The sequence below is a fragment of the Azohydromonas caseinilytica genome, from assembly GCF_012927045.1.
In the GTDB taxonomy this organism is placed as follows: domain Bacteria; phylum Pseudomonadota; class Gammaproteobacteria; order Burkholderiales; family Burkholderiaceae_C; genus Azohydromonas; species Azohydromonas caseinilytica.
On sequence record NZ_JABBFW010000005.1, the window covers coordinates 147,382 to 168,794 of the forward strand.

Below are 21,413 nucleotides of genomic sequence, written 5' to 3' on the forward strand. Positions count from 1 at the left end.
CGTCAAGCGTCGCGCCTCGAGCGGCAGCGACCATAACCGGCCGGAAAACGGCCCAAACGGCAGATCATACAATTCCCACCATGAGCGTTTTTGCCCTCGGCCTGAACCACCAGACCGCCCCGCTGGACCTGCGCGGGCGGTTCGCGTTCGCCGCGGAGCAACTGTCGCCGGCTCTGCGCGGCTTCAGGGAGCGGCTGCAGCGCGCGATGCCCGAGGCGGCGCTGGTTTCCACCTGCAATCGCACCGAGCTGTACGTGGCCGCCGATCCCGGCCGCGCGTGCGAGCTGGTGCAGCCGGCGATGGACTGGCTGGCCGAACAGGGTGGCGTCGCAGGCGCGCAGCTGCAGTCCTACAGCTACGTGATGGAGAACCGCGAGGCCGCGCGCCACGCCTTCCGCGTGGCTTCGGGACTGGACTCCATGGTGCTGGGCGAGCCGCAGATCCTGGGCCAGATGAAGCAGGCGGTGCGGCAGGCCGAATCTGCCGGCACGCTGGGCACCACGCTGCATCAGCTGTTCCAGCGCAGCTTCTCGGTGGCCAAGGAAGTGCGCACCTCCACCGAGATTGGCAGCCACTCCATCAGCATGGCCGCCGCCGCGGTGCGGCTGGCGTCGCAGCTGTTCGAGGACCTGCAGGACATCAAGGTGCTGTTCGTGGGCGCGGGCGAGATGATCGAGCTCGTCGCCACCCACTTCGCCGCCCGTGAGCCTAAGGCCATGGCGGTGGCCAACCGCACGCTCGAGCGCGGCGAGAAGCTCGCCAGCCGCTTCGGCGCCCAGGCATTGCGCCTGGCCGACCTGCCGAGCTGCCTGCACGAGTTCGACGCCATCATTTCCTGCACCGCCAGCACGCTGCCCATCATCGGCCTGGGCGCGGTGGAGCGCGCGCTCAAGGCGCGCCGGCACCGCCCGATGTTCATGGTGGACTTGGCCGTGCCGCGCGACATCGAGCCCGAGATTGCGCAGCTCTCCGACGTCTACCTCTACACCGTGGACGACCTCTCTGCCCTGGTGCAGAGCGCCGGCGAGAAGCGCCAGGCCGCCGTGCAGCAGGCCGAGGCCATCATCGACGCCGGCGTGCAGAGCTTCAGCCACTGGCTGGACCAGCGCGGCAGCGTGCCGCTGATCCAGGCCCTGAACCAGCAGGCCGACCGCTGGCGCAACACCGAGCTGGCGCGCGCGCGCAAGCTGCTGGCACGCGGCGAGGATGTCGACGCCGTGCTGGAAGCTCTGAGCCGAGGCCTGACGCAGAAGATGCTGCACGGCGCTTTCGCCGAGTTGCACGCGGCCGACGGCCCCCAGCGCGAGCAGGTGGCGCACACGGTGTCGCGCCTGTTCCTGCGCCAGACTAGCCGCAATCCCGAATCCGAAGGCGGCCGCTAGCCGCCCTGCCCTGCCGCCGGGTGCGCGGGGCTGCCGTGTGCCCGGCGTACGCCCCATGAAAGACACCCTGCGCCAACAATTCGAACGCCTGGCCATGCGCCAGGCCGAGCTCGACGCCACGCTGACCGACCCGCAACTGATGTCGGACCTCAAACGCTGGCGTGCGCTGTCGCGCGAGCAGGCCGAGGTGGCCGAGGTGGTGACCGACTTCCGTCACTATCAGCAGCGCGAGCAGGATCTGGCCACGGCGCGCGAGCTGCTGGACGACCCGGACATGGCTGACATGGCGCGCGAGGAGATCGCCGGCGCCCAGGCTGATCTGGAGCGGCTGCAGCTCAAACTCCAGGCTGCCCTCCTGCCGCGCGACCCGGACGATGCGCGCGACGCCTTTCTGGAAATCCGTGCCGGTACCGGCGGCGACGAGTCGGCGCTATTTGCTGGTGATCTCGCGCGCATGTACCTGCGCTACTGCGAACGCCAGGGCTGGCGCACCGAGGTCATGAGCCAGAGCGACTCGGAGCTCGGCGGCTACAAGGAGATCGTGCTGCGCATCGAGGGCGATGGCGTCTATGGCCGGCTGCGCTTCGAGAGCGGCGGCCACCGTGTGCAGCGCGTGCCCGCAACGGAAAGCCAGGGCCGCATCCACACCAGTGCCTGCACCGTGGCGGTGATGCCCGAGGCCGACGAAGCGGAGGAGATCACGCTCAATCCGGCGGAGCTGCGCATTGACACCTTCCGCGCCAGCGGCGCCGGCGGTCAGCACATCAACAAGACCGACAGCGCGGTGCGCGTGACGCACCTGCCCACCGGTCTGGTGGCCGAGTGCCAGGACGATCGCAGCCAGCACCGCAACAAGGCCAAGGCGCTGGCGGTGCTGGCGGCACGGCTGCGCGACAAGGAAATGAGCGAGCGCGCCGCCAAGGAGGCGGCCACGCGCAAGGGGCTCATCGGCAGCGGTGACCGCAGCGACCGCATCCGCACCTACAACTTTCCTCAGGGCCGGCTCACCGACCACCGCATCAACCTCACGCTCTACAAGCTCGGGGCGGTGATGGATGGCGAACTGGATGACGTCATCGCCGCACTGCAGGCGGCACGCGCCGCCCAACAGCTCGCGGCGCTGGAAAGCAGCGGCACGGCATGACGGCACAAGACACCCGGCCTGCGCCCGGCACGGTGGGCGAGGCCCTGGCCCGAGCCAAAGCGCGGGGCCTGGATCGGCTCGATGCCCAGCTGCTGCTGGCACACCACCTGGACCGCCCGCGCAGCTGGCTCCTGGCGCATGACGACGCGGTGCTGACGCCGGCACAGCGTGACGCTTTCGACACTGACGTGGCGCGCCGCGCCGATGGCGTACCGATCGCCTACCTGCTGGGTCAGCGCGAGTTCCACGGCCTGCTGCTGCAGGTCACGCCTGACGTGCTGGACCCGCGCCCGGACACTGAGACGCTGGTCGACTGGGCCCTGGAGCTGCTGGACGGGGAGCTTGCAGCGCTGCCGGCGCCGCAAGTGCTGGACCTGGGCACCGGCAGCGGCGCCATCGCGCTGGCCGTCAAGCAGGGCGCGCCGCGCGTGCGCATGCGTGCGCTGGACGCCAGCGCTGCGGCCCTGAATGTGGCCCAAGGCAATGCACAACGCCTGGGTATGGAGGTGAGCTTCACGCAGTCCGACTGGTGGAGCGCCCTGACATCGCCCCGATTGCACCTGGCGTTGAGCAATCCGCCCTACATCGACGGCGACGACCCCCACTTGGCGCAACTGCGCCACGAGCCGCTGCAGGCGCTGACGCCCGGGCCCGATGGCCTGCAGGCGATCACGCACATCGTGCAAGGCGCTCCGGCGCATCTGGAGCCTGGCGCCTGGCTGCTGCTCGAACATGGCTTCGACCAGGGCGCCGCGGTACGTCGGACTCTGGAGCAGCAGGGCTTCGCCGCCGTGACCACGCGGCGCGATCTCGCCGGCCATGAGCGCTGCAGCGGCGGACGCTGGCCGGGCTGAGCTCAGCATCCAGAGTGGTTTGCCACGCGCCACCCGGACTTTGGAAGGTCGGGTTCGCACCCGGCTGAACACCGCCCACAGCCACGCCGGGCCGGCGTAGCATGAGGCGGCAGTGGTTCGGCAAGGGGGTACGCGATGAAGGCGATCCGGGAACTGGCCATGCTGTGCATGGCCCTGGGCAGCGTGGCCGTACAGGCGGAGGGCGGGCTGCGGGTGGCGCCGGAGGAGGCGCCGTGGCCACGCTGGCAGGCGCGCGTCGGGATGGACCTGGCGCCGCCATGGCGCGGCAGCGAGTTGTCGCCCTCGGGCGGCGGCCTGCGCAGCATGAAACTGCTGGGCGACGTGTACCTCAGCGGCCCGGGCTTCGGCGACGGTCAGGTACAGGGCGGGCTGCGTGCCACGGGCGGGCTGCTGCTGGGCAGCCGCTCACCGCTGCTCGGTACGGCGTCGGTGGCGCCGCTGTCGGTCAACGTCAGGCACAGCCTGCTCCCACCCGGTCGCGGCGATGAGGCCTTTGATGCACCACCGGTGGGCTACCTGGGTATCGGCTACAGCAGCCTGTCGCTGCGTGGCGGCTGGGGCTTCAGCGCCGACCTGGGCGTGATGACCGGCTCGGGGCTGCGCCCGCCTGAAACCCGCAGCAGTCTGGATGAGGCCGTGCGTGAGCTGCGATTGCGGCCGGTGCTGCAGTTGGGCGTGTCTTACGCTTTCTGACAGGCCAGGGGCTTTGACCTGCGGTACGGCGACGGCGTACCGCATGGCTTATAACCCCGGCTGTTTGACCTCAATTTCCAAGAGACACCATGGACGACGTTCAAAAGCGCATCGATGACCTCGTGAAAAGCAACCGCGTGGTGCTGTTCATGAAAGGCACGGCGCAGTTTCCGATGTGCGGTTTCTCCGGCCGCGCCATCCAGATCCTGAAGGCCTGCGGCGTGCAGGACCTGAAAACCGTCAACGTGCTGGAGGACGAGGGCGTGCGCCAGGGCATCAAGGCCTACGCCAACTGGCCCACCATCCCGCAGCTCTACATCAACGGCGAGTTCGTCGGCGGCTCGGACATCATGATGGAGATGTACCAGGCCGGCGAACTGCAGCAGGCACTGACGCAGCAAGGTTGAGCGTGCAACGTCTGGTGGTGGGCCTCACCGGTGCCAGCGGTGCGGTCTACGGCGTGCGGCTGCTGCAGCGCGCACGCGCCTTGGGCGTGCACACACACCTGGTGGCCACGCCCGCGGGCGTGCTCAACGTGCACCACGAGCTTGGGCTGGACCGCCGGGCGCTGGAAGCCCTCGCTGACGAGGCGCATGCGCCCGGTGACGTTGGCGCCTGCATCGCCAGCGGCTCGCACCCGGTGGACGCGATGCTCATCGCGCCCTGCTCCATGAAGACACTGGCCGCCGTGGCGCACGGCTTCGGGGACAACCTGCTCACGCGTGCGGCCGATGTCATGCTCAAGGAGCGGCGGCGTCTGCTGCTGCTGGTGCGCGAGACACCTTTCAACCTTGCGCACCTGCGCAACATGATGTCTGTGACGGAGATGGGAGGCATCGTCTTCCCGCCGCTGCCGGCCTTCTACAACCACCCAGGCAGCATCGACGAGATGGTGGACGACACGGTGGAGCGCGTACTGGCTCTGGCCGGCATCACGAGCGCCCAACCCCGAGCCTGGCAAGGCCTGTGAGGTACGGCCGCGCGCAGCGGCTGCATTGGCTCAGTCTTCCAGTACCCACTGTCGCCGGGCGCCGAATACCAGGTTCGGATACTCGGCGCGACCGCGGCTGCCGTTGTAGCGGCCCAAGGCCATGAACAGGTCGCCGTTTTCGCGCTCGAGGTAGTGCCGCAGGATCACGCAGCCAAAGCGCAGGTTGGTCTGCATGTGGAACAGCCGGCTGGAATCGCCATCGCCAATGAGGCGCACCCAGAAAGGCATCACCTGCATGTAGCCGCGTGCGCCGGCCGGACTGACCGCGTACTTGCGGAAATTGCTTTCGACTTGCACCACGCCGAGAACCAACTCCGGTTCCAGGCCCGCGCGCCGGCTCTCGTACCACAACGTTTCCAAGAACTCGACGCGCGTGCGGCGTTCGCTCTTGCGAGGCTGCAGCCGCTCACTCATGGCCGTGAGCCAGCGCAGGTAGGCCATGCGCTGTGCCGTGCTGGCGAATTCCGGACGCGGCGGCGCCTCGGCCGCTACAGCGGCAGAGAGCGCGGAGCGCACTGCGTCGGACAGATCCTCCTCCCGCTGGGCACCGGCCCAGACACTGCCCAGCGGCAGAGCCAGTGCGGCAGCCAGCAGGCGGCGGCGCTTCACACGCCGAGCTTGTCCTTCAGGAAGGCATCGACCTCGGCCACGGCCACCGGTGTGGCCTGGGCATCGCGCCGCCCCTGGTATTCCAGTCGTCCGTCCTTGAGGCCGCGGTCGGAAATGACGACCCGGTGCGGTACGCCAATAAGTTCCCAGTCGGCGAACATCGCGCCCGGGCGCTCGCCGCGGTCGTCGAGCAGCACATCCACGCCCAGTGCCTGCAGCGACTGGTACAAGCGCTCGGCCTCTGCACGCACTGCCTCGCTGCGGTCCATGCCGATGGGGCAGACCACCACGCGGAACGGTGCCATCGCGTCCGGCCAGATGATGCCGCGCTCGTCATGGTTCTGTTCAATGGCAGCACCCAGCAGCCGCGTCACGCCGATGCCGTAGCAGCCCATCTCCATGAACTGAGGCTTGCCCTTCTCGTCCAGGTACGTGGCGTTCATGGCCTGGGAGTACTTGGTGCCGAGGTAGAACACATGCCCCACCTCGATGCCGCGTTGAATCGCCAGCGTGCCGCGGCCGTCGGGCGACGGGTCGCCTTCCACCACGTTGCGGATGTCGGCCACCGCGTCGGGCTCGGGCAGGTCACGGCCCCAATTGGCGCCGGTGTAGTGGAAGTCCGCGTCGTTGGCGCCACAGACGAAGTCACTCATGTTCGCCACCGTACGGTCGGCCACCACTTTCACCGGCTGCTTCAAACCGATGGGCCCCAGATAGCCAGGCTTGCAGCCGAAGTGAGCGTCGATTTCGGCAATGGTGGCAAAACGGAAGCCGCCCTTAAGCCCTTCGATCTTGCTGGCCTTGACCTCATTGAGCTCATGGTCACCACGCACCAGCAGCAGCCAGACCGTGGTCTTCACCACCTTGCCGTCTTCACCAAGCTCGTCGGTGGCCAGAGCCAGCGACTTCACCGTGCGCTGCAGCGGCAGGTCCAGCAACTCGGCCACATCGGCACAGGTAGCCTTGCCCGGCGTGGGCGTTTTCACCAGTGGCTCGGCGGCCGCAGCGCGTTCGGGAATCAGCGACAGCGCCTCGGCCAGCTCGATGTTGGCGGCGTAGTCGCTGGCGGGACAGTAGACGATCGCATCCTCGCCGGTGTCGGCAATGACCTGGAACTCGTGCGAGCGGTCGCCGCCAATGGCACCAGTGTCGGCTGCCACAGCACGGTACTGCAGCCCCATACGGTCGAAGATGGCCACGTACGCCTTGAACATCGCGTCGTAGCTGCGGCCTGCAGCCTCCATGTCGCGGTCGAAGGAGTAGGCGTCCTTCATCGTGAACTCACGGCCACGCATGATTCCGAAACGAGGACGGCGCTCGTCGCGGAACTTGGTCTGGATGTGATAGAAGTTTTTGGGCAGTTGCTTGTAGCTGCGCAGCTCTTGGCGCGCGATGTCCGTTACCACTTCTTCGGAGGTGGGTTGGATGATGAAGTCCCGGTCATGCCGATCCTTTACGCGCAGCAATTCCGGCCCCATCTTGTCGAAACGCCCCGTTTCCTGCCAGAGCTCCGCGGGCTGTACCACGGGCATGAGCAACTCGATGGCGCCGGCACGGTTCATTTCTTCCCGGATGACGGCCTCCACCTTGCGGATGACACGCAGCCCCATGGGCATGTAGTTGTAGATGCCCGCGCCCAGGCGCTTGATCAATCCGGCGCGCATCATGAGCTTGTGGCTCACGATCTCGGCATCGGCGGGAGCCTCCTTGAGCGTGGAGACAAAGAACTGCGAGGCTTTCATGGATACGAAATCAGGAGATTGCACATCGGCGCCACGAGAGGTGGCGGGAGCCCGGGAGTTGCGGGTTAGCGAGGTGACGCAGGCCGCAGCGAGCCGGTGCAATAATCAAATCAATTCAAGAATTGGGGTTGATTATGCTCGACCGTGAAGGCTTCAGGCCCAACGTCGGCATCGTCCTGCTCAACGCGCGGAATCAGGTGTTCTGGGGCAAGCGGCTACGCACTCACTCCTGGCAGTTCCCGCAAGGCGGTATCAAGTACGGCGAGACGCCTGAGCAGGCCATGTTCCGCGAACTGCACGAGGAGGTTGGGCTGCGTCCGGAGCATGTCAAGGTGCTAGCCCGCACGCGCGATTGGCTGCGCTATGAGGTGCCCGACCACTACATCCGGCGCGACGCGCGTGGTCACTACAAGGGACAAAAGCAGATCTGGTTCCTGCTCAAGCTACTCGGCCGCGACTCGGACATGAACCTGCGCGCCACCGATCATCCCGAGTTCGACGCTTGGCGCTGGAACGACTACTGGGTGCCGCTGGACATGGTGATCGAGTTCAAACGCGACGTGTACCAGATGGCGCTCACGGAACTCGCGCGCTTCCTTCCGCGCGCCAATCCGCACAACCGCTACCTGCGCGCCGGTATGCGCTCGCACCAGCGGCACGAAGAGCCGTCTGAGACGTCATCGCTGCCGCCGCCGGCCAATCCAGGCAGTCGCGCCTGAATCCAAGCCATTGACAGTAGCGCCGGGCCTGACTAGCTCGGGCTCGCCACTGCGGCGACCACAATCAGACCACCAGCACCAAGTTTGCGCGGTCAATAAGCTCGGGCTCATTCACATAGCCCAGTAGCCCCTCGATCTGCGAAGAGGGCTTGCGCATGATCAACCGTGCTTCAGCGCTGGAATAGTTGGCCAGACCGCGCGCCACTTCAGCACCTTGCTGCTCACGCACCGCGATGACGTCACCGCGGTGAAATTCGCCCTGCACCTCCACCACGCCGATAGGCAACAGGCTCTTGGCTTCCTCGCGCAGCTTGGCCACCGCACCCGCGTCCACCACCACACCCCCACGCAACTGCAGATGGTCCGCCATCCACTGTTTGCGCGCGGCCAGCTTGGGCGTTGAGGCAATGAGCGCCGTGCCGATGGATTCACCCTGCGCCAAGCGCAACAGCACCTCACTCTCACGCCCGTACGCAATCACGGTGCTCGCGCCACTGCCCGCGGCACGCTTGGCCGCCAGGATCTTGGTGAGCATACCGCCACGCCCAATGCTTGAACCCGCGCCGCCGGCCATCTGCTCCAGCTCCGGCGTGCCTGCAGGCGCTTGTTCGATGAAGCGTGCATCGGGGTTCTTGCGCGGGTCGGCAGAGTACAGGCCGCGCTGGTCAGTGAGGATCACCAGCGCGTCGGCTTCCACCAGATTGGCCACCAGGGCGCCCAGCGTGTCGTTGTCACCAAACTTGATCTCGTCGGTGACCACCGTGTCGTTCTCGTTGATGACCGGAATCACCTTGAGCGACAGCAGCGTCAGCAGCGTGGAGCGTGCGTTGAGATAGCGCTCGCGATCTGCAAGGTCGGCGTGCGTGAGCAGCACCTGGGCACTGCCTATGCCCTGCTCGCGCAGTTTGCTCTCGTACATCTGCGCCAGGCCCATCTGGCCCACAGCAGCCGCTGCCTGCAGCTCGTGGAGCTCCTTCGGCCGCGCCGCCCAGCCTAGGCGCTTCATGCCTTCGGCAATGGCGCCACTGGAAACCATAATGACTTCACGCCCCTGCTGCGCCAGCGCCGCGAGTTGCCGACACCAGTTGCCAATGGCCTCGGCATCGACGCCGCGGCCCTCGTTGGTCACCAGACTGGAACCGACCTTGACGACGATGCGCCGCGCCTGCCGCAGGACCTCACTCATGCCACTCCTCCATCAGCGCTTTGCACACCGTCGAAACGCGGATCGGCTTCGGGCGGCGCCGGATGCTTGTGCGCCTGCACATGGTCGAAGATCGCACGCAGCAGCGGATCGAGGCCCTCGCGCGCCAGCGCCGAGATCTCGAACACCGGGCCCTTCCAGCGGTAGCGCTTGACGAAGTCCTTGACGCGCGCGGCACGGTCTTCCAACGGAATCATGTCCAGCTTGTTGAGCACCAGCCAACGGGGCTTGTCGTACAGCGTCTGGTCGTATTTCTTGAGCTCAGCCACGATAGCCTTGGCCTGCGCCACCGGATCAATGCCCGCGTCAAAAGGCGCCAAGTCCACCACGTGCAGCAGCAGGTGCGTGCGCTGCAGGTGGCGCAGGAACTGGTGTCCCAGACCAGCGCCTTCGGCGGCGCCTTCGATCAGGCCCGGCACATCGGCAACCACGAAGCTCTGTTCCGGCCCCACCCGCACCACGCCCAGATTGGGATGCAATGTGGTGAAGGGGTAGTCGGCAATCTTGGGTCGCGCATTGGAGATGGCGGCGATGAGCGTGCTCTTGCCCGCGTTGGGCATGCCCAGCAGACCCACATCGGCGAGCACGCGCAGCTCCAATTTGAGCTTCCTGCGCTCGCCCGGCCAGCCCGGCGTCTTCTGGCGCGGTGCACGGTTGGTGCTGCTCTTGAAATGCAGGTTGCCGAAGCCGCCGTCGCCGCCCTTGCAGATCAGTACCTTTTCATCAGGCGCCAACAACTCCGTGATGAGTTCGTCGGTTTCAGCGTCCTTGATGATGGTGCCCAACGGCATCCGCAGCACGATGTCTTCACCTGCCGCGCCGAACTGGTCCGAACCGCGCCCGGGCTCGCCATTGCGTGCTTCATGCCGGCGCGCATAGCGGTAATCGATGAGCGTGTTGAGGTTGCGATCCGCCACGGCCCAGATGCTGCCGCCGCGGCCACCGTCGCCGCCGTTGGGACCGCCAAAGGGAATGAACTTCTCGCGCCGGAAGCTCACGCAGCCCGCGCCCCCGTCGCCCGCTGCAACATCGATGGTGGCTTCATCTACGAATTTCATGACGCAAGAATATTCAGATCGGAAACGACAAAGCCCCGGCGAGCCGGGGCTTGGCTTATGCGAGGCGCGTCAGCTCAGACCGGGGTGACGAAAACCGTCTGGCGGTTGAGCGCACCCTTGGTAGCAAAGGACACCTGGCCGTCCACAAGGGCGAACAGCGTGTGGTCCTTACCCACGCCGACGTTCGTGCCGGCATGGAACTTGGTGCCGCGCTGGCGCACGATGATCGAGCCGGCCGAAATGGTTTGGCCGCCGAACACCTTCACGCCCAGCATCTTGGGTTGCGAGTCACGGCCGTTCCGGGTGGAACCGCCGCCTTTTTTCTGTGCCATGGTTCAGCTCTCCTGCGACTGATCAGCCGTTGACCGCGCCGATCTGGATTTCGGTGAAGGTCTGGCGATGACCTTGGCGCTTCTGGTAGTGCTTGCGACGGCGCATCTTGAAAATGCGCACCTTGTCATGCTTGCCGTGCGCCACGACAGTGGCAGTGACCGTGGCGCCGCTGACCAGAGGCGTGCCCACCCTCAGCTCCGCGCCGTTGCCGACAGCCAGAACCTGGTCGATCACGATCTCCTGGCCCACGTCCGCAGCAATCTGTTCTACCTTGATCTTTTCGCCGACTGCAACCTTGTATTGCTTGCCGCCGGTTTTTATGACCGCGTACATATGTGACCTTTCTCTTGACTTCCGTGCACCACGACACCCGAAGCGCACGGAACCTATGATTCTAGCCCACACACTGCCATATCCCACTGACACGCAGGGAAAGCATGCTTTCTTGCCACGCCAGAGGCACGCCACATACCCCAAGGGCCGGGGGCTATGTGCAGGGCGCTTCCTATAATCCGCGCCGACTTTTAGAGCACCCATGACTTCTTCGGCTTCCACACCCAATTCCTCCTCCGCCGACGAGCTCATGGCGCAGGAGATGCAGACCGTCGACGCCGTCATCGTCGAGCGCCTGCGCTCCGACGTGGCACTGATCAACCAGATCGCGCACTACATCATCAGCGCCGGCGGCAAGCGTGTGCGCCCGCGTCTGGTGCTGCTGTTCGCGCGTGCGCTGGGCTTCAAGGGGCCGGAGCGCTTCACCCTAGCGGCCATTGTCGAGTTCATCCATACCGCCACGCTGTTGCACGACGATGTGGTGGACGAGTCTTCCTTGCGTCGTGGCCGCCAAACTGCCAATGCGTTGTTCGGCAACGCCGCCAGCGTGCTGGTAGGCGACTTTCTGTACTCGCGCGCTTTCCAGATGATGGTGTCCGTCAACCGCATGCGCGTGCTCGACGTGCTGGCCGACGCCACCAACGTCATCGCCGAAGGCGAAGTGCTGCAGCTGATGAACATGCACGATCCCGATCTTGCGATCGATGACTACCTGCGTGTTATTCGGTACAAGACCGCCAAACTTTTCGAAGCCAGCGCGCGCCTGGGCGCTGTACTGGCCGAGGCGGACCCCGCTACCGAGGAGCGCTGCGCCGATTACGGCCGCTCGCTGGGCACGGCGTTCCAGCTTGTGGACGATCTGCTTGACTACCAGGGCGACACGCAGGAACTGGGCAAGAACGTTGGCGACGATCTGCGCGAAGGCAAGCCCACGCTGCCGCTGCTCATCGCCATGGCGCGCGGCACTGAGGAAGAGCGGCTGATGATCCGCCACGCCATCGAGCGCGGCGAGGTCGAGCGCCTTCCCGACATCGTGGAGATCGTGCGCCGTACGGGCGCCCTGGAAGCCACGCGTGCGGCCGCGCGCGCCCAAGCCGACCAAGCACGTGCCAGCCTGGAAACTCTGCCGGATAGCGAAGCTCGAAAAGCTCTGCTAGAATTTTGTTTTCGCTCGGTGGACAGATCCTTCTGAAGAATCTGATACACTAGTGAAAGTTGAGGCAGCAAACATAAGCTGCCTGAACAAAACGGGGTGTAGCTTAGCCTGGTAGAGCGCTACGTTCGGGACGTAGAGGCCGGAGGTTCGAATCCTCTCACCCCGACCAGGTTTCCTTCTTTGTCATCTCCCAGACTCCTGTGACAGGGGGCGCGACACGCAAGGTGTCGCGCGGAGAGCGGCTCCCTGGGTCTCACGACCTCTCACTCTTTCGGAACTTTTTCACGCCAGCGGTTGCCTCGTGCGTGCTTGTGTGCGTCATTGGGGCTGCTGCGCGTTGCGGCATGTCCTGCGCGCGGACGATGATTTTTTATCGCCCTCTACCGCGCATGCCCTTGTCCACCACCCCACCCCTCGCTCCGCTGCCGAATTCGCTCACCGGCGCTGCTCGTGTCCTGGTGCACGCAGGCAAGCTCGATGCGGCCAAGGCGCTGAAGCTGGCGGAGTCAGCCCGAGAACAGCGCCTCGGCTTCGCAGCCGTTGCGGTGAACACAGGCGCGCTATCGGCAGCCGAGCTTGCTCACACGCTGGCGCGCGTCCTGGCCATGCCGTTGCTGGACCTGAACGCCTTCGATCCCCGCGCCCTACCCCGCGGTGTGATTGACCCGCGCCTGGCGCGCCAGCACCAGCTCGTCGCACTGGGCCGGCGCGGGAACCGGCTTTTCATTGCCGGCGCTGATCCGACCGACCACGCTGCGGCTGAACGCATCAAGTTCACCACCCAGCTCACGCCCGAGTGGGTTGTGGTCGAGCAGGACAAGCTGGCGCGGCTGCTGGAAACGCTCGCTGACCAATTGCCGTTGCCGCCTGGCAGCGCCGATTTCAATTTCGATCTCGCCGACGAAGCATCGGCCGCCGCCGAGACCCTTCCGGTGTCGGCCGAGGTGGAGGACGCCCCCGTGGTGCGCTTCCTGCACAAGATGCTGGTCGATGCCGTCAACGCCCGCGCCTCGGACCTGCACTTCGAGCCCTACGAGTCGCACTACCGGGTGCGCTTTCGCATCGACGGCGAGCTGCGCGAGGTGGTGCAGCCGCCACTGGCCATCAAGGACAAGCTGGCTTCGCGCATCAAGGTCATCAGCCGGCTCGACATCGCCGAGAAGCGCGTGCCTCAGGACGGGCGCATGCAGTTGAGCTTCGGCACGCGCACCATCGACTTCCGCGTCAGCACGCTGCCCACGCTGTTCGGCGAGAAGATCGTCATCCGCATCCTCGACGCCTCCAGCGCGCGGCTGGGCATCGACGCGCTAGGCTATGAGCCCGAGGACAAGGCGCGGCTGCTGCACGCCATCCACCGCCCTTACGGCATGGTGCTGGTCACCGGCCCCACCGGCTCGGGCAAGACGGTGTCGCTCTATACCGGCCTGCAGCTGCTCAACCGGCCCGGCGTCAACATTTCCACCGTCGAGGACCCGGTCGAGATCCGGCTCAGCGGCATCAACCAGGTGGACGTCAACGAGAAGGCCGGGCTCACCTTCTCCGCCGCGCTGCGCGCCTTCCTGCGCCAGGACCCGGACATCCTCATGGTGGGCGAGATCCGCGACCTGGAAACGGCCGACATCGCCGTGAAGGCGGCGCAGACCGGCCACCTGGTGCTGTCCACGCTGCACACCAACGACGCGCCCTCCACGCTCACGCGGCTGCTGCAGATGGGCGTGGCGCCTTTCAACGTCGCCTCCAGCGTGCTGCTGATCACGGCGCAGCGCCTGGCTCGGCGGCTGTGCGAGCAGTGCAAGGCACCCGTGAACCATTCGCGCGAGGCGCTGCTGCAGGCAGGCTTCGCGGCCGAGGAGCTCGACGGCCGCTGGCAGCCCTACCGGGCCGTGGGCTGCGCCGCCTGCAACAATGGCTACAAGGGGCGCGTCGGGCTGTACCAGGTGATGCCGGTGAGCGAGGCGCTGCAGCGCCTGATCCTGGCTCAGGGCACGGCACTGGACATCGCCCAGCAGGCGCGGCGCGAGGGCGTGCGCGACCTGCGCCAGGCCGGGCTGCTGAAGGTGCGCGCCGGCATCACCTCGCTGGAAGAAGTCCTCAGCGCCACCAACGACTGAAGGCAACCCAACGGCACCGTGTCCGGCAACGACCGACACGGCGACCGGCGCAGACACGACATCGCCTCGGGAGGGAGCACATGGCAGGCGCAGCGACGAAGGCCAGGGAGTTCATCTACGAGTGGGAAGGCCGCGACCGCCAGGGCAAGTCCGTGCGCGGCGAGATGCGCTCGGCCGGCGAAGCCGCGGTGGGCGCGCACCTGCGCCGCCAGGGCATCGCCGTGCGGCGCGTGCGCCGGCGCCGCCTGCCCGGCGGGCGTGCCATACGGCGCAAGGACATCGCCCTGTTCACGCGCCAGCTCGCCACGCTGCTGCGCGCCGGCGTGCCGCTGCTGCGGGCCTTCGACATCGTCGCGCGCGGCAGCGGCAACCCGCGGCTGGCGCGGCTGCTGCAGGCGGTGCGCGCCGATGTCGAGACCGGCACCAGCCTCTCCGCGGCCTTGCGCAAGCACCCGCAGCACTTCAGCGCCCTCTATTGCAACTCGGTGCAGGCCGGCGAAAGCGGCGGCGTGCTGGAGCCGCTGCTGGAGCGGCTGGCGCTGCACGAGGAAAAGGCGCTGGCGCTGCAGGGCCGCATCCGCTCGGCACTGTTCTATCCGGTGATGGTGCTGGCGGTGTCGGCGCTGGTGCTGGCGCTGATCCTGGGGCTGGTGATCCCGGCGTTCAGCGACGTGTTCCGCTCTTTCGGTGCCGCCCTGCCCGCGCCCACGCGGGCCGTGATCGCGCTGTCGGAGCTCTTTCTGGCCTGGTGGCCGGCGTTGCTGGCACTGCTGGCCGGCAGCACCTGGGCAATGGCGCGGGCCTGGCGCCGCTCGCAGCGGCTGCGCGACGGCGCGCAAGCGCTGCTGCTGAAGACACCGGTGTTCGGCCCGCTGGTGTTCAAGGCGGTGCTGGCGCGCTGGACGCGTACGCTGTCCATGCTCTTTGCCGCCGGCGTGCCGCTGGTGGAAGCCCTGTCCTCGGCTGGCGCGGCGGCAGGCAACGCGGTGGTGGCGCGCGCCACGGCCCAGGTGCGCAAGGCGGTGGCCGCCGGCACGGCGCTCAGCGCCGCACTGCAGGCCAGTGGCGTGTTTCCGGGCCTGGTGCTGCAGCTCGCGGCCATCGGCGAGGAGTCCGGCACGCTCGACGCCATGCTGGCCAAGGCGGCCGAGTTCTATGAGAACGAGGTGGACGAGTCCGCCCGCGGGCTGGCCAGCCTGATGGAGCCGGCCGTGATCGTGATCCTGGGCGGGCTCATCGGCGGCATCGTGGTCGCGATGTACCTGCCCGTCTTCAAGCTGGGAGCCATCGTCTGACCGATCTGACCTTCCTGCAGCCGCTGCTGCACCCGCTGCCGCTGGCCCTGCTGGGGCTGTGCATTGGCAGCTTTCTCAACGTGGTCGTGCACCGCCTGCCGCGCATGCTGGAGCGCCAGTGGTGGCAGGACGTGGCGCAGCAGCTGGCCGATGCCGACTCGCACGCGCGCACACTGGGCCGTGCGCCCGCCCCGGTCCTGGCCGACAGCGCCGGGGCGCTCCAGCAAGCGCTGGATGCGCTGCCGGCGCTGACGCTGTCGCGCCCGCGCTCGCAGTGCCCGCACTGCGGCGCGCCCATCGCCTGGCACGACAACCTGCCGCTGCTGGGCTGGCTCAAGCGGCGCGGCCGCTGCGCCGCCTGCGGCGGCCGCATCGCGCTGCGCTACCCGCTGCTGGAGCTGGGCACAGCCGCGCTCTTTGCCGCCATCGGCGCGCGCTTCGAGGCGCAGCCGCTGGCGCTGCTGTGGTGCGCAGTGGCGGCGACGCTGCTGGCGCTGGCGCTCATCGACTGGGACACCACCCTGCTGCCCGATGCGCTGACCCTGCCGCTGCTGTGGGCCGGCCTGGTGGCGGCAGCACTGGACTGGACCCTGCCGCTGCCGCAGGCGCTGTGGGGCGCGGTGGCGGGATACGGGTCGCTGTGGTCGGTGTACTGGCTGTTCAAGCTCGCCACCGGCAAGGAAGGCATGGGCTACGGCGATTTCAAGTTGATGGCGGCGCTGGGCGCCTGGTTCGGCGCCTGGATGATCATTCCCATCCTGCTCATGGCCTCGCTGCTGGGCGCGGTGGTCGGTATCGGCATGAAGCTGACCCACTCGCTGCGCGATGGCGTTTATGTGCCCTTCGGCCCCTTCCTGGCCGGGGCCGGGCTGGTGGTGATGTTGGCCGGCACGCGGGCGGTGCTGGGCTGGATGGGATGGAGCTTTTGATGACTTCGACGACAACCACGACAGTGACGACGACGGCCGCCTCGGCTCCCCCCGCCACGCCGCTGCGCATCGGCCTCACCGGCGGCATCGGCAGCGGCAAGAGCACCGTGGCGGCGCTGCTGGCCGGGCTGGGCGCGGCGGTGATCGACACCGACGCCATCTCGCGCGAGCTCACCGCGCCGGGCGGCGCGGCACTGCCGGCCATCGCCGCGCGGTTCGGCCCCGAGGCCATCGGCGCCGACGGCGCGCTGGACCGCGCCTGGATGCGCCAGCGCGTGTTCGCCGACGCGGCGGCGCGCCAGCAGCTCGAAGGCATCCTGCACCCCATGATCGGGGCCGAGGTGCAGCGCCGCAGCGCCGCCGCCGGGGCCGCGCCGCGGGTGTTCGACGTGCCGCTGCTGGCCGAGTCGCTGCACTGGCGCGAGCGCGTGCAGCGCATCCTGGTGGTGGATTGCAGCGAGGAGACGCAGGTGCAGCGCGTGATGCAGCGCTCGCAATGGAGCGAGGACACCGTGCGCCGTGTCATCGCGCAGCAGGCGCCGCGCGCGCGGCGGCGCGCCATCGCCGACGCCGTCATCCACAACGACGGGCTGAGCCTGGAGGCGCTGGCGCTGGAGGTCGAAACCCTGTGGCGGGGCTGGTGCCCGGCCGCGTGAAAGAATCCGCGCCCCAGCTGTCCCTTGAGCGGCGCCCCGGGCGCCCTCATCTCCGGTTTCATGACCGCTCCCCGCCTCGTTCCCTGCCCTCATTGCGGCCAGCCCGCACCCTTCGAGCCCTCCAACCGCTGGCGCCCCTTCTGCAGTCAGCGCTGCCGCGAGATCGACCTCGGCGCCTGGGCGCGCGAGGACTACCGCGTGCCCGACCGCGGTCGCGACGGCGCCGCGCCCGACGCGCCGGACGAATCTCAGGATTTCCCGCACTGATTCGGCGCACCCCCTTGAAGCGTCGGCGGCCATCCCTATAATCAATTCGCTAGCACTCGCCGCCGGTGAGTGCTAACAGCCGGTCGGTGTGGCCGGCTGCGATTTCGTGAAGCGCGCCTGGTGGCGCGTTCCTGACCTCCCAGACCGAACCAAGGAGAAGCAATGAAACTTCGTCCGTTGCATGACCGCGTGATCGTCAAGCGTCTCGAAAACGAAACCCGCACGGCCTCGGGCATCGTGATCCCCGACAACGCCGCGGAAAAGCCCGACCAGGGCGAGGTGCTGGCCGTCGGTCCGGGCAAGCGCAACGACAAGGGCGAGTTCGTGGCCCTGAACATCAAGGTGGGCGACCGCGTGCTGTTCGGCAAGTACAGCGGCCAGACCGTCAAGGTCGACGGCGACGAGCTGCTGGTGATGCGCGAAGAGGACCTCTTCGCCGTCGTCGAGAAGTAATCGCTCCTCTTCCCACCCGCATCTACTGAATCCGGAGAATTCCAATGGCAGCTAAAGACGTCGTGTTCGGCGGTGAAGCCCGCGCCCGCATGGTCGAAGGCGTGAACATCCTGGCCAACGCCGTGAAGGTCACCCTGGGTCCCAAGGGCCGCAACGTGGTGCTGGAGCGCTCCTTCGGCGCCCCGACCGTGACCAAGGACGGCGTGTCCGTGGCCAAGGAGATCGAGCTCAAGGACAAGCTCCAGAACATGGGCGCCCAGATGGTCAAGGAAGTGGCTTCCAAGACCAGCGACAACGCCGGTGACGGCACCACCACCGCCACCGTGCTGGCCCAGGCCATCGTGCGCGAAGGCATGAAGTACGTGGCCGCCGGCATGAACCCGATGGACCTCAAGCGCGGCATCGACAAGGCCGTGCACGCCCTGGTCGAGCAGCTGCGCGCCGCTTCCAAGGCCACCACGACCTCCAAGGAGATCGCCCAGGTCGGCGCCATCTCCGCCAACTCCGACGAGTCGATCGGCCAGATCATCGCCTCGGCCATGGACAAGGTCGGCAAGGAAGGCGTGATCACCGTCGAAGACGGCAAGAGCCTGGACAACGAGCTGGATGTCGTGGAAGGCATGCAGTTCGACCGCGGCTACCTGTCGCCCTACTTCATCAACAACCCCGAGAAGCAGTCGGCCATCCTGGACAACCCGTTTGTCCTGCTGTTCGACAAGAAGATCAGCAACATCCGCGACCTGCTGCCCACGCTGGAGCAGGTGGCCAAGGCCGGCCGTCCGCTGCTGATCATCGCCGAGGAAGTTGAAGGCGAGGCGCTGGCCACGCTGGTGGTCAACACCATCCGCGGCATCCTGAAGGTCGTGGCCGTCAAGGCCCCGGGCTTCGGCGACCGCCGCAAGGCCATGCTGGAAGACATCGCCATCCTGACGGGCGGCAAGGTCATCGCCGAGGAAGTGGGCCTGACGCTGGAGAAGGTGACGCTGGCCGACCTGGGCCAGGCCAAGCGCGTCGAAGTGGGCAAGGAAAACACCACGATCATCGACGGCGCCGGCGCCGGGGCCGACATCGAGGCCCGCGTCAAGCAGATCCGCATCCAGATCGAGGAAGCCACCTCCGACTACGACCGCGAGAAGCTGCAAGAGCGCGTGGCCAAGCTGGCCGGCGGCGTGGCCGTCATCAAGGTCGGTGCCGCCACCGAAGTCGAGATGAAGGAGAAGAAGGCCCGCGTGGAAGACGCGCTGCACGCCACCCGTGCCGCCGTTGAAGAGGGCATCGTCGCCGGCGGCGGCGTGGCCCTGCTGCGCGCCCGCCAGTCCGCTGGCGAGATCAAGGGCGACAACGCCGACCAGGACGCCGGCATCAAGCTGGTCCTGAAGGCCATCGAAGCCCCGCTGCGCGAGATCGTGGGCAACGCCGGTGGCGAGCCGAGCGTGGTGGTGAACGCCGTGCTGGCCGGTCAAGGCAACTACGGCTTCAACGCCGCCAACGACACCTACGGCGACATGATCGAGATGGGCATCCTGGACCCGACCAAGGTGACCCGCACCGCGCTGCAGAACGCCGCCTCGGTGGCCTCGCTGATGCTGACGACCGAAGCCATGGTCGCCGAGGCTCCCAAGGAAGACGCTCCGGCCATGCCGGGCGGCGGCATGGGCGGCATGGGCGGCATGGGCATGGACATGTAATGTCCGGCGCCCTGTAGTCCTACAGAGCCCCAACGAAAAGCCCGCGGCGAGAGCCGCGGGCTTTTTTCATGGCGCCGGCGCTTTGCCGAGACCGGATGTCGCCAAGCCGGCAGTCCCGGTGGTCCCGGCACTCACATCGGGCGGATCGTTTCCTGGGCGTTCGCGAATCCCGCGCTCAGCGTCACCCAGCGGGAGCGTTGTCCCCTGCAGGATGACAACGCTGGACCGTTCAGCCTTCGGCCTTGGGCGCCTGCTCCTGCACGGCCCCGTCCTCTTCCGGCGGCACCATGCTCGGCTCCGGCGCCTCCACGCGCACATGCTCCCGGGTCCAGGTGCGCAGCGTCAGCGCGGCGTCGCCCAGACCGGACTTCTTGAGCGCGGAGAACAGCAGCACGCCGATGTCGGCCTCGTCGGTGCTGAGCTCGCCCAGCACCTCGGAGGCGGCGCGCAGCGCGGCGTCGGCTTCCTTGCGCGAGAGCTTGTCGGCCTTGGTCAGCAGCACCAGCAGCTTCACCTCGCCGTTCTGCACGCGCGGGGCGATGAAGCCCAGCAGCTGCTTGTCCAGGTCGGTGAAGCCCAGGCGCGGGTCCACCATCAGCACCACGCCGGCGAGGTTGCGCCGCACTTCCAGGTAGTCGGCCATCACTTGCTGCCAGCGCAGCTTGGCCGAGCGCTCCACCGCGGCGTAGCCGTAGCCCGGCAGGTCGGCGAAGACGGCATCGGGCGCGTCCTTCGGCCCCAGGTGGAACAGGTTGATGTGCTGCGTGCGCCCGGGCGTCTTGGAGGCGAAGGCCAGGCGCTTTTGCTGCGCCAGGGTGTTGATGGCCGTGGACTTGCCGGCGTTGCTGCGGCCGACGAAGGCGATCTCGGGCAGTTCGGTGACGGGCAGCTGGTCGAGCCGGCTGGCGGTGGTCAGGAATCGCGCCGTGTGGGTCCAGGACAGTGCGGACTTGGCATCGGCTTCCACCGGTGTAAGGGACGTGTGCATGAGGCATTGTAAAATTTCAAGGTTTGCCCCCATTGACCCTTTCGGCAGCCATACCAATGAAGTCGATCCTTGCACGCACTCTCCAGACGGCGCTTGCGCCGGCCCTCGCGTTCGCTCTGGCGGCGCCGCTCATGGCTGCCGAACCGGCCGCCCCGGCCAAGCCGGACCTGGCCAAGGGCCAGGCCACGGCCCAGGTCTGCGCCGCCTGCCACGCCGCCGACGGCACGCGCGGCATCCCGAGCAACCCGATCCTGCAGGGCCAGCACCCGGAGTACCTGGTCAAGCAGCTGACCGAGTTCAAGGCCGGCAAGCGCCAGAACCCAATCATGCAGGGCATGGCCGCGTCGCTGAGCGAGGAGGACATGCGCAACGTCGCCGCCTTCTACGCCAGCAAGCAGGCCGAACCCGGTGCGGCCACCGACAAGGACCTGGTGCTGCTGGGCGAGAAGATCTACCGCGGCGGCATCGCCGAGCGCAACGTGCCGGCCTGCGCCGGCTGCCACAGCCCCAGCGGCGCCGGCATTCCCGCGCAGTACCCGCGCCTGGCCGGCCAGCATGCCGAGTACACCGCGGCCCAGCTCAACGCCTTCCGCGCCGGCGCGCGCGCCAACAGCACGCAGATGGTGGGCGTGGCCGCCAAGATGAACGACCGCGAGATCAAGGCGGTTTCCGACTACATCGCCGGGCTGCGCTGAACCGCAGCGCCCGCGCGTTCCCCCTGTAGTACCCCGAGGCCGGTCTTGCACCGGCCTTTTTTGATGGTGCCGTGCCGACCTTTCACGCTTGT

Annotated in this window: 23 protein-coding genes and 1 tRNA gene; 17 read left to right on the top strand and 7 right to left on the bottom strand. The window is 67.4% G+C overall.

The features are described from left to right. Window positions 1-80 precede the first annotated feature (80 nt). The 6 genes from hemA (at window position 81) to HHL10_RS09390 (ending at window position 5,064) form a co-directional block, all read left to right on the top strand. Window positions 81-1,382 carry a glutamyl-tRNA reductase gene (hemA, locus tag HHL10_RS09365; protein ID WP_169160095.1) on the top strand — a complete coding sequence of 434 codons (1,302 nt, stop codon included), beginning with the start codon at window positions 81-83 and terminating at the stop codon, window positions 1,380-1,382. Window positions 1,383-1,437: 55 nt separating this feature from the next. After that, on the top strand, window positions 1,438-2,526 hold the full coding sequence (gene prfA / locus HHL10_RS09370; RefSeq protein ID WP_169160096.1) for a peptide chain release factor 1: 1,089 nt from the start codon (window positions 1,438-1,440) through the stop codon (window positions 2,524-2,526). After that, a complete protein-coding gene (gene prmC, locus HHL10_RS09375) occupies window positions 2,523-3,380 on the top strand; it encodes a peptide chain release factor N(5)-glutamine methyltransferase (RefSeq protein WP_169160097.1) in 858 nt (285 codons plus the stop codon). Before prfA ends, prmC begins: the two co-directional genes overlap by 4 nt. 135 nt (window positions 3,381-3,515) lie before the next feature. Next, window positions 3,516-4,094 carry a hypothetical protein gene (locus HHL10_RS09380; RefSeq protein WP_169160098.1) on the top strand — a complete coding sequence of 193 codons (579 nt, stop codon included), beginning with the start codon at window positions 3,516-3,518 and terminating at the stop codon, window positions 4,092-4,094. 89 nt (window positions 4,095-4,183) lie between these two features. Beyond that, window positions 4,184-4,501, top strand: a complete 318-nt coding sequence (grxD, locus tag HHL10_RS09385; protein ID WP_169160099.1) for a Grx4 family monothiol glutaredoxin — start codon at window positions 4,184-4,186, stop codon at window positions 4,499-4,501. Beyond that, entirely contained in the window at window positions 4,498-5,064 is a 567-nt protein-coding gene (locus tag HHL10_RS09390; RefSeq protein ID WP_205832968.1) for a UbiX family flavin prenyltransferase, read from the top strand. Before grxD ends, HHL10_RS09390 begins: the two co-directional genes overlap by 4 nt. Window positions 5,065-5,094: 30 nt before the next feature. Here HHL10_RS09390 and HHL10_RS09395 read toward each other — a convergent pair whose 3' ends face one another. Both HHL10_RS09395 and HHL10_RS09400 read right to left on the bottom strand, forming a co-directional pair. After that, entirely contained in the window at window positions 5,095-5,694 is a 600-nt protein-coding gene (locus HHL10_RS09395; protein ID WP_169160100.1) for a lytic transglycosylase domain-containing protein, read from the bottom strand. Next, the gene (locus HHL10_RS09400) at window positions 5,691-7,436 is read right to left on the bottom strand and encodes a proline--tRNA ligase (RefSeq protein WP_169160101.1); all 1,746 of its coding nucleotides are present in this window, start codon (window positions 7,434-7,436) and stop codon (window positions 5,691-5,693) included. The genes HHL10_RS09395 and HHL10_RS09400 overlap by 4 nt, the downstream gene beginning before the upstream one ends. Before the next feature lie 134 nt (window positions 7,437-7,570). Here HHL10_RS09400 and HHL10_RS09405 point away from each other — a divergent pair, with 134 nt between their 5' ends. After that, window positions 7,571-8,155, top strand: coding sequence for an RNA pyrophosphohydrolase (locus HHL10_RS09405; protein WP_169160251.1), 585 nt, complete (start codon window positions 7,571-7,573; stop codon window positions 8,153-8,155). 64 nt (window positions 8,156-8,219) lie between these two features. Here HHL10_RS09405 and proB read toward each other — a convergent pair whose 3' ends face one another. The 4 genes from proB to rplU all read right to left on the bottom strand — a co-directional run bounded on the left by proB (window position 8,220) and on the right by rplU (window position 11,083). Further along, window positions 8,220-9,341: a glutamate 5-kinase gene (gene proB, locus HHL10_RS09410; protein WP_169160102.1), complete on the bottom strand. Its 1,122-nt coding sequence runs from the start codon at window positions 9,339-9,341 to the stop codon at window positions 8,220-8,222. Further along, window positions 9,338-10,417: a GTPase ObgE gene (gene obgE / locus HHL10_RS09415; RefSeq protein ID WP_169160103.1), complete on the bottom strand. Its 1,080-nt coding sequence runs from the start codon at window positions 10,415-10,417 to the stop codon at window positions 9,338-9,340. The genes proB and obgE overlap by 4 nt, the downstream gene beginning before the upstream one ends. A gap of 74 nt (window positions 10,418-10,491) precedes the next feature. Then, on the bottom strand, window positions 10,492-10,749 hold the full coding sequence (gene rpmA / locus HHL10_RS09420) for a 50S ribosomal protein L27 (RefSeq protein ID WP_169160104.1): 258 nt from the start codon (window positions 10,747-10,749) through the stop codon (window positions 10,492-10,494). A gap of 22 nt (window positions 10,750-10,771) precedes the next feature. Next, complete coding sequence (gene rplU / locus HHL10_RS09425; RefSeq protein ID WP_169160105.1) at window positions 10,772-11,083, bottom strand: 50S ribosomal protein L21; 312 nt, start codon at window positions 11,081-11,083, stop codon at window positions 10,772-10,774. Window positions 11,084-11,285: 202 nt separating this feature from the next. Here rplU and ispB point away from each other — a divergent pair, with 202 nt between their 5' ends. The 9 genes from ispB to groL all read left to right on the top strand — a co-directional run bounded on the left by ispB (window position 11,286) and on the right by groL (window position 19,638). Continuing rightward, window positions 11,286-12,275 carry an octaprenyl diphosphate synthase gene (gene ispB, locus HHL10_RS09430; RefSeq protein ID WP_169160106.1) on the top strand — a complete coding sequence of 330 codons (990 nt, stop codon included), beginning with the start codon at window positions 11,286-11,288 and terminating at the stop codon, window positions 12,273-12,275. 56 nt (window positions 12,276-12,331) lie between these two features. After that, a tRNA-Pro gene (locus HHL10_RS09435) sits at window positions 12,332-12,408 on the top strand. Window positions 12,409-12,628: 220 nt separating this feature from the next. Continuing rightward, complete coding sequence (pilB, locus tag HHL10_RS09440; RefSeq protein ID WP_169160107.1) at window positions 12,629-14,350, top strand: type IV-A pilus assembly ATPase PilB; 1,722 nt, start codon at window positions 12,629-12,631, stop codon at window positions 14,348-14,350. Between the two features lie 80 nt (window positions 14,351-14,430). Then, entirely contained in the window at window positions 14,431-15,645 is a 1,215-nt protein-coding gene (locus HHL10_RS09445; protein ID WP_169160108.1) for a type II secretion system F family protein, read from the top strand. Further along, window positions 15,642-16,574: a prepilin peptidase gene (locus HHL10_RS09450; protein WP_169160252.1), complete on the top strand. Its 933-nt coding sequence runs from the start codon at window positions 15,642-15,644 to the stop codon at window positions 16,572-16,574. Before HHL10_RS09445 ends, HHL10_RS09450 begins: the two co-directional genes overlap by 4 nt. Next, window positions 16,574-17,230 carry a dephospho-CoA kinase gene (gene coaE / locus HHL10_RS09455; RefSeq protein ID WP_169160109.1) on the top strand — a complete coding sequence of 219 codons (657 nt, stop codon included), beginning with the start codon at window positions 16,574-16,576 and terminating at the stop codon, window positions 17,228-17,230. Before HHL10_RS09450 ends, coaE begins: the two co-directional genes overlap by 1 nt. Window positions 17,231-17,290: 60 nt before the next feature. Beyond that, window positions 17,291-17,497: a DNA gyrase inhibitor YacG gene (locus HHL10_RS09460; protein ID WP_169160110.1), complete on the top strand. Its 207-nt coding sequence runs from the start codon at window positions 17,291-17,293 to the stop codon at window positions 17,495-17,497. A gap of 162 nt (window positions 17,498-17,659) precedes the next feature. After that, complete coding sequence (gene groES, locus HHL10_RS09465) at window positions 17,660-17,950, top strand: co-chaperone GroES (protein WP_028996473.1); 291 nt, start codon at window positions 17,660-17,662, stop codon at window positions 17,948-17,950. Between the two features lie 44 nt (window positions 17,951-17,994). Next, on the top strand, window positions 17,995-19,638 hold the full coding sequence (gene groL / locus HHL10_RS09470; protein ID WP_169160111.1) for a chaperonin GroEL: 1,644 nt from the start codon (window positions 17,995-17,997) through the stop codon (window positions 19,636-19,638). A 229-nt stretch (window positions 19,639-19,867) separates the two neighbouring features. On the opposite strand, the gene yihA is transcribed toward groL, so the two are convergent. Beyond that, window positions 19,868-20,626: a ribosome biogenesis GTP-binding protein YihA/YsxC gene (gene yihA, locus HHL10_RS09475; RefSeq protein ID WP_169160112.1), complete on the bottom strand. Its 759-nt coding sequence runs from the start codon at window positions 20,624-20,626 to the stop codon at window positions 19,868-19,870. 131 nt (window positions 20,627-20,757) lie between these two features. Here yihA and HHL10_RS09480 point away from each other — a divergent pair, with 131 nt between their 5' ends. Then, a complete protein-coding gene (locus tag HHL10_RS09480) occupies window positions 20,758-21,321 on the top strand; it encodes a c-type cytochrome (protein ID WP_375138948.1) in 564 nt (187 codons plus the stop codon). Window positions 21,322-21,413: the final 92 nt, after the last annotated feature.

What these genes read in the sequence shown, in the direction of transcription:
- HHL10_RS09400 (WP_169160101.1), bottom strand. Translation starts at nt 7,436, where the DNA reads ATGAAAGCCTCGCAGTTCTTTGTCTCCACGCTCAAGGAGGCTCCCGCC.
- coaE (WP_169160109.1), top strand. Translation starts at nt 16,574, where the DNA reads ATGACTTCGACGACAACCACGACAGTGACGACGACGGCCGCCTCGGCT.
- HHL10_RS09460 (WP_169160110.1), top strand. Translation starts at nt 17,291, where the DNA reads ATGACCGCTCCCCGCCTCGTTCCCTGCCCTCATTGCGGCCAGCCCGCA.
- hemA (WP_169160095.1), top strand. Translation starts at nt 81, where the DNA reads ATGAGCGTTTTTGCCCTCGGCCTGAACCACCAGACCGCCCCGCTGGAC.
- rpmA (WP_169160104.1), bottom strand. Translation starts at nt 10,749, where the DNA reads ATGGCACAGAAAAAAGGCGGCGGTTCCACCCGGAACGGCCGTGACTCG.
- HHL10_RS09405 (WP_169160251.1), top strand. Translation starts at nt 7,571, where the DNA reads ATGCTCGACCGTGAAGGCTTCAGGCCCAACGTCGGCATCGTCCTGCTC.
- HHL10_RS09445 (WP_169160108.1), top strand. Translation starts at nt 14,431, where the DNA reads ATGGCAGGCGCAGCGACGAAGGCCAGGGAGTTCATCTACGAGTGGGAA.
- grxD (WP_169160099.1), top strand. Translation starts at nt 4,184, where the DNA reads ATGGACGACGTTCAAAAGCGCATCGATGACCTCGTGAAAAGCAACCGC.
- groES (WP_028996473.1), top strand. Translation starts at nt 17,660, where the DNA reads ATGAAACTTCGTCCGTTGCATGACCGCGTGATCGTCAAGCGTCTCGAA.
- prfA (WP_169160096.1), top strand. Translation starts at nt 1,438, where the DNA reads ATGAAAGACACCCTGCGCCAACAATTCGAACGCCTGGCCATGCGCCAG.
- groL (WP_169160111.1), top strand. Translation starts at nt 17,995, where the DNA reads ATGGCAGCTAAAGACGTCGTGTTCGGCGGTGAAGCCCGCGCCCGCATG.
- ispB (WP_169160106.1), top strand. Translation starts at nt 11,286, where the DNA reads ATGACTTCTTCGGCTTCCACACCCAATTCCTCCTCCGCCGACGAGCTC.
- HHL10_RS09480 (WP_375138948.1), top strand. Translation starts at nt 20,758, where the DNA reads ATGGCTGCCGAACCGGCCGCCCCGGCCAAGCCGGACCTGGCCAAGGGC.
- prmC (WP_169160097.1), top strand. Translation starts at nt 2,523, where the DNA reads ATGACGGCACAAGACACCCGGCCTGCGCCCGGCACGGTGGGCGAGGCC.
- HHL10_RS09380 (WP_169160098.1), top strand. Translation starts at nt 3,516, where the DNA reads ATGAAGGCGATCCGGGAACTGGCCATGCTGTGCATGGCCCTGGGCAGC.
- pilB (WP_169160107.1), top strand. Translation starts at nt 12,629, where the DNA reads ATGCCCTTGTCCACCACCCCACCCCTCGCTCCGCTGCCGAATTCGCTC.
- yihA (WP_169160112.1), bottom strand. Translation starts at nt 20,626, where the DNA reads ATGCACACGTCCCTTACACCGGTGGAAGCCGATGCCAAGTCCGCACTG.
- proB (WP_169160102.1), bottom strand. Translation starts at nt 9,341, where the DNA reads ATGAGTGAGGTCCTGCGGCAGGCGCGGCGCATCGTCGTCAAGGTCGGT.
- rplU (WP_169160105.1), bottom strand. Translation starts at nt 11,083, where the DNA reads ATGTACGCGGTCATAAAAACCGGCGGCAAGCAATACAAGGTTGCAGTC.
- obgE (WP_169160103.1), bottom strand. Translation starts at nt 10,417, where the DNA reads ATGAAATTCGTAGATGAAGCCACCATCGATGTTGCAGCGGGCGACGGG.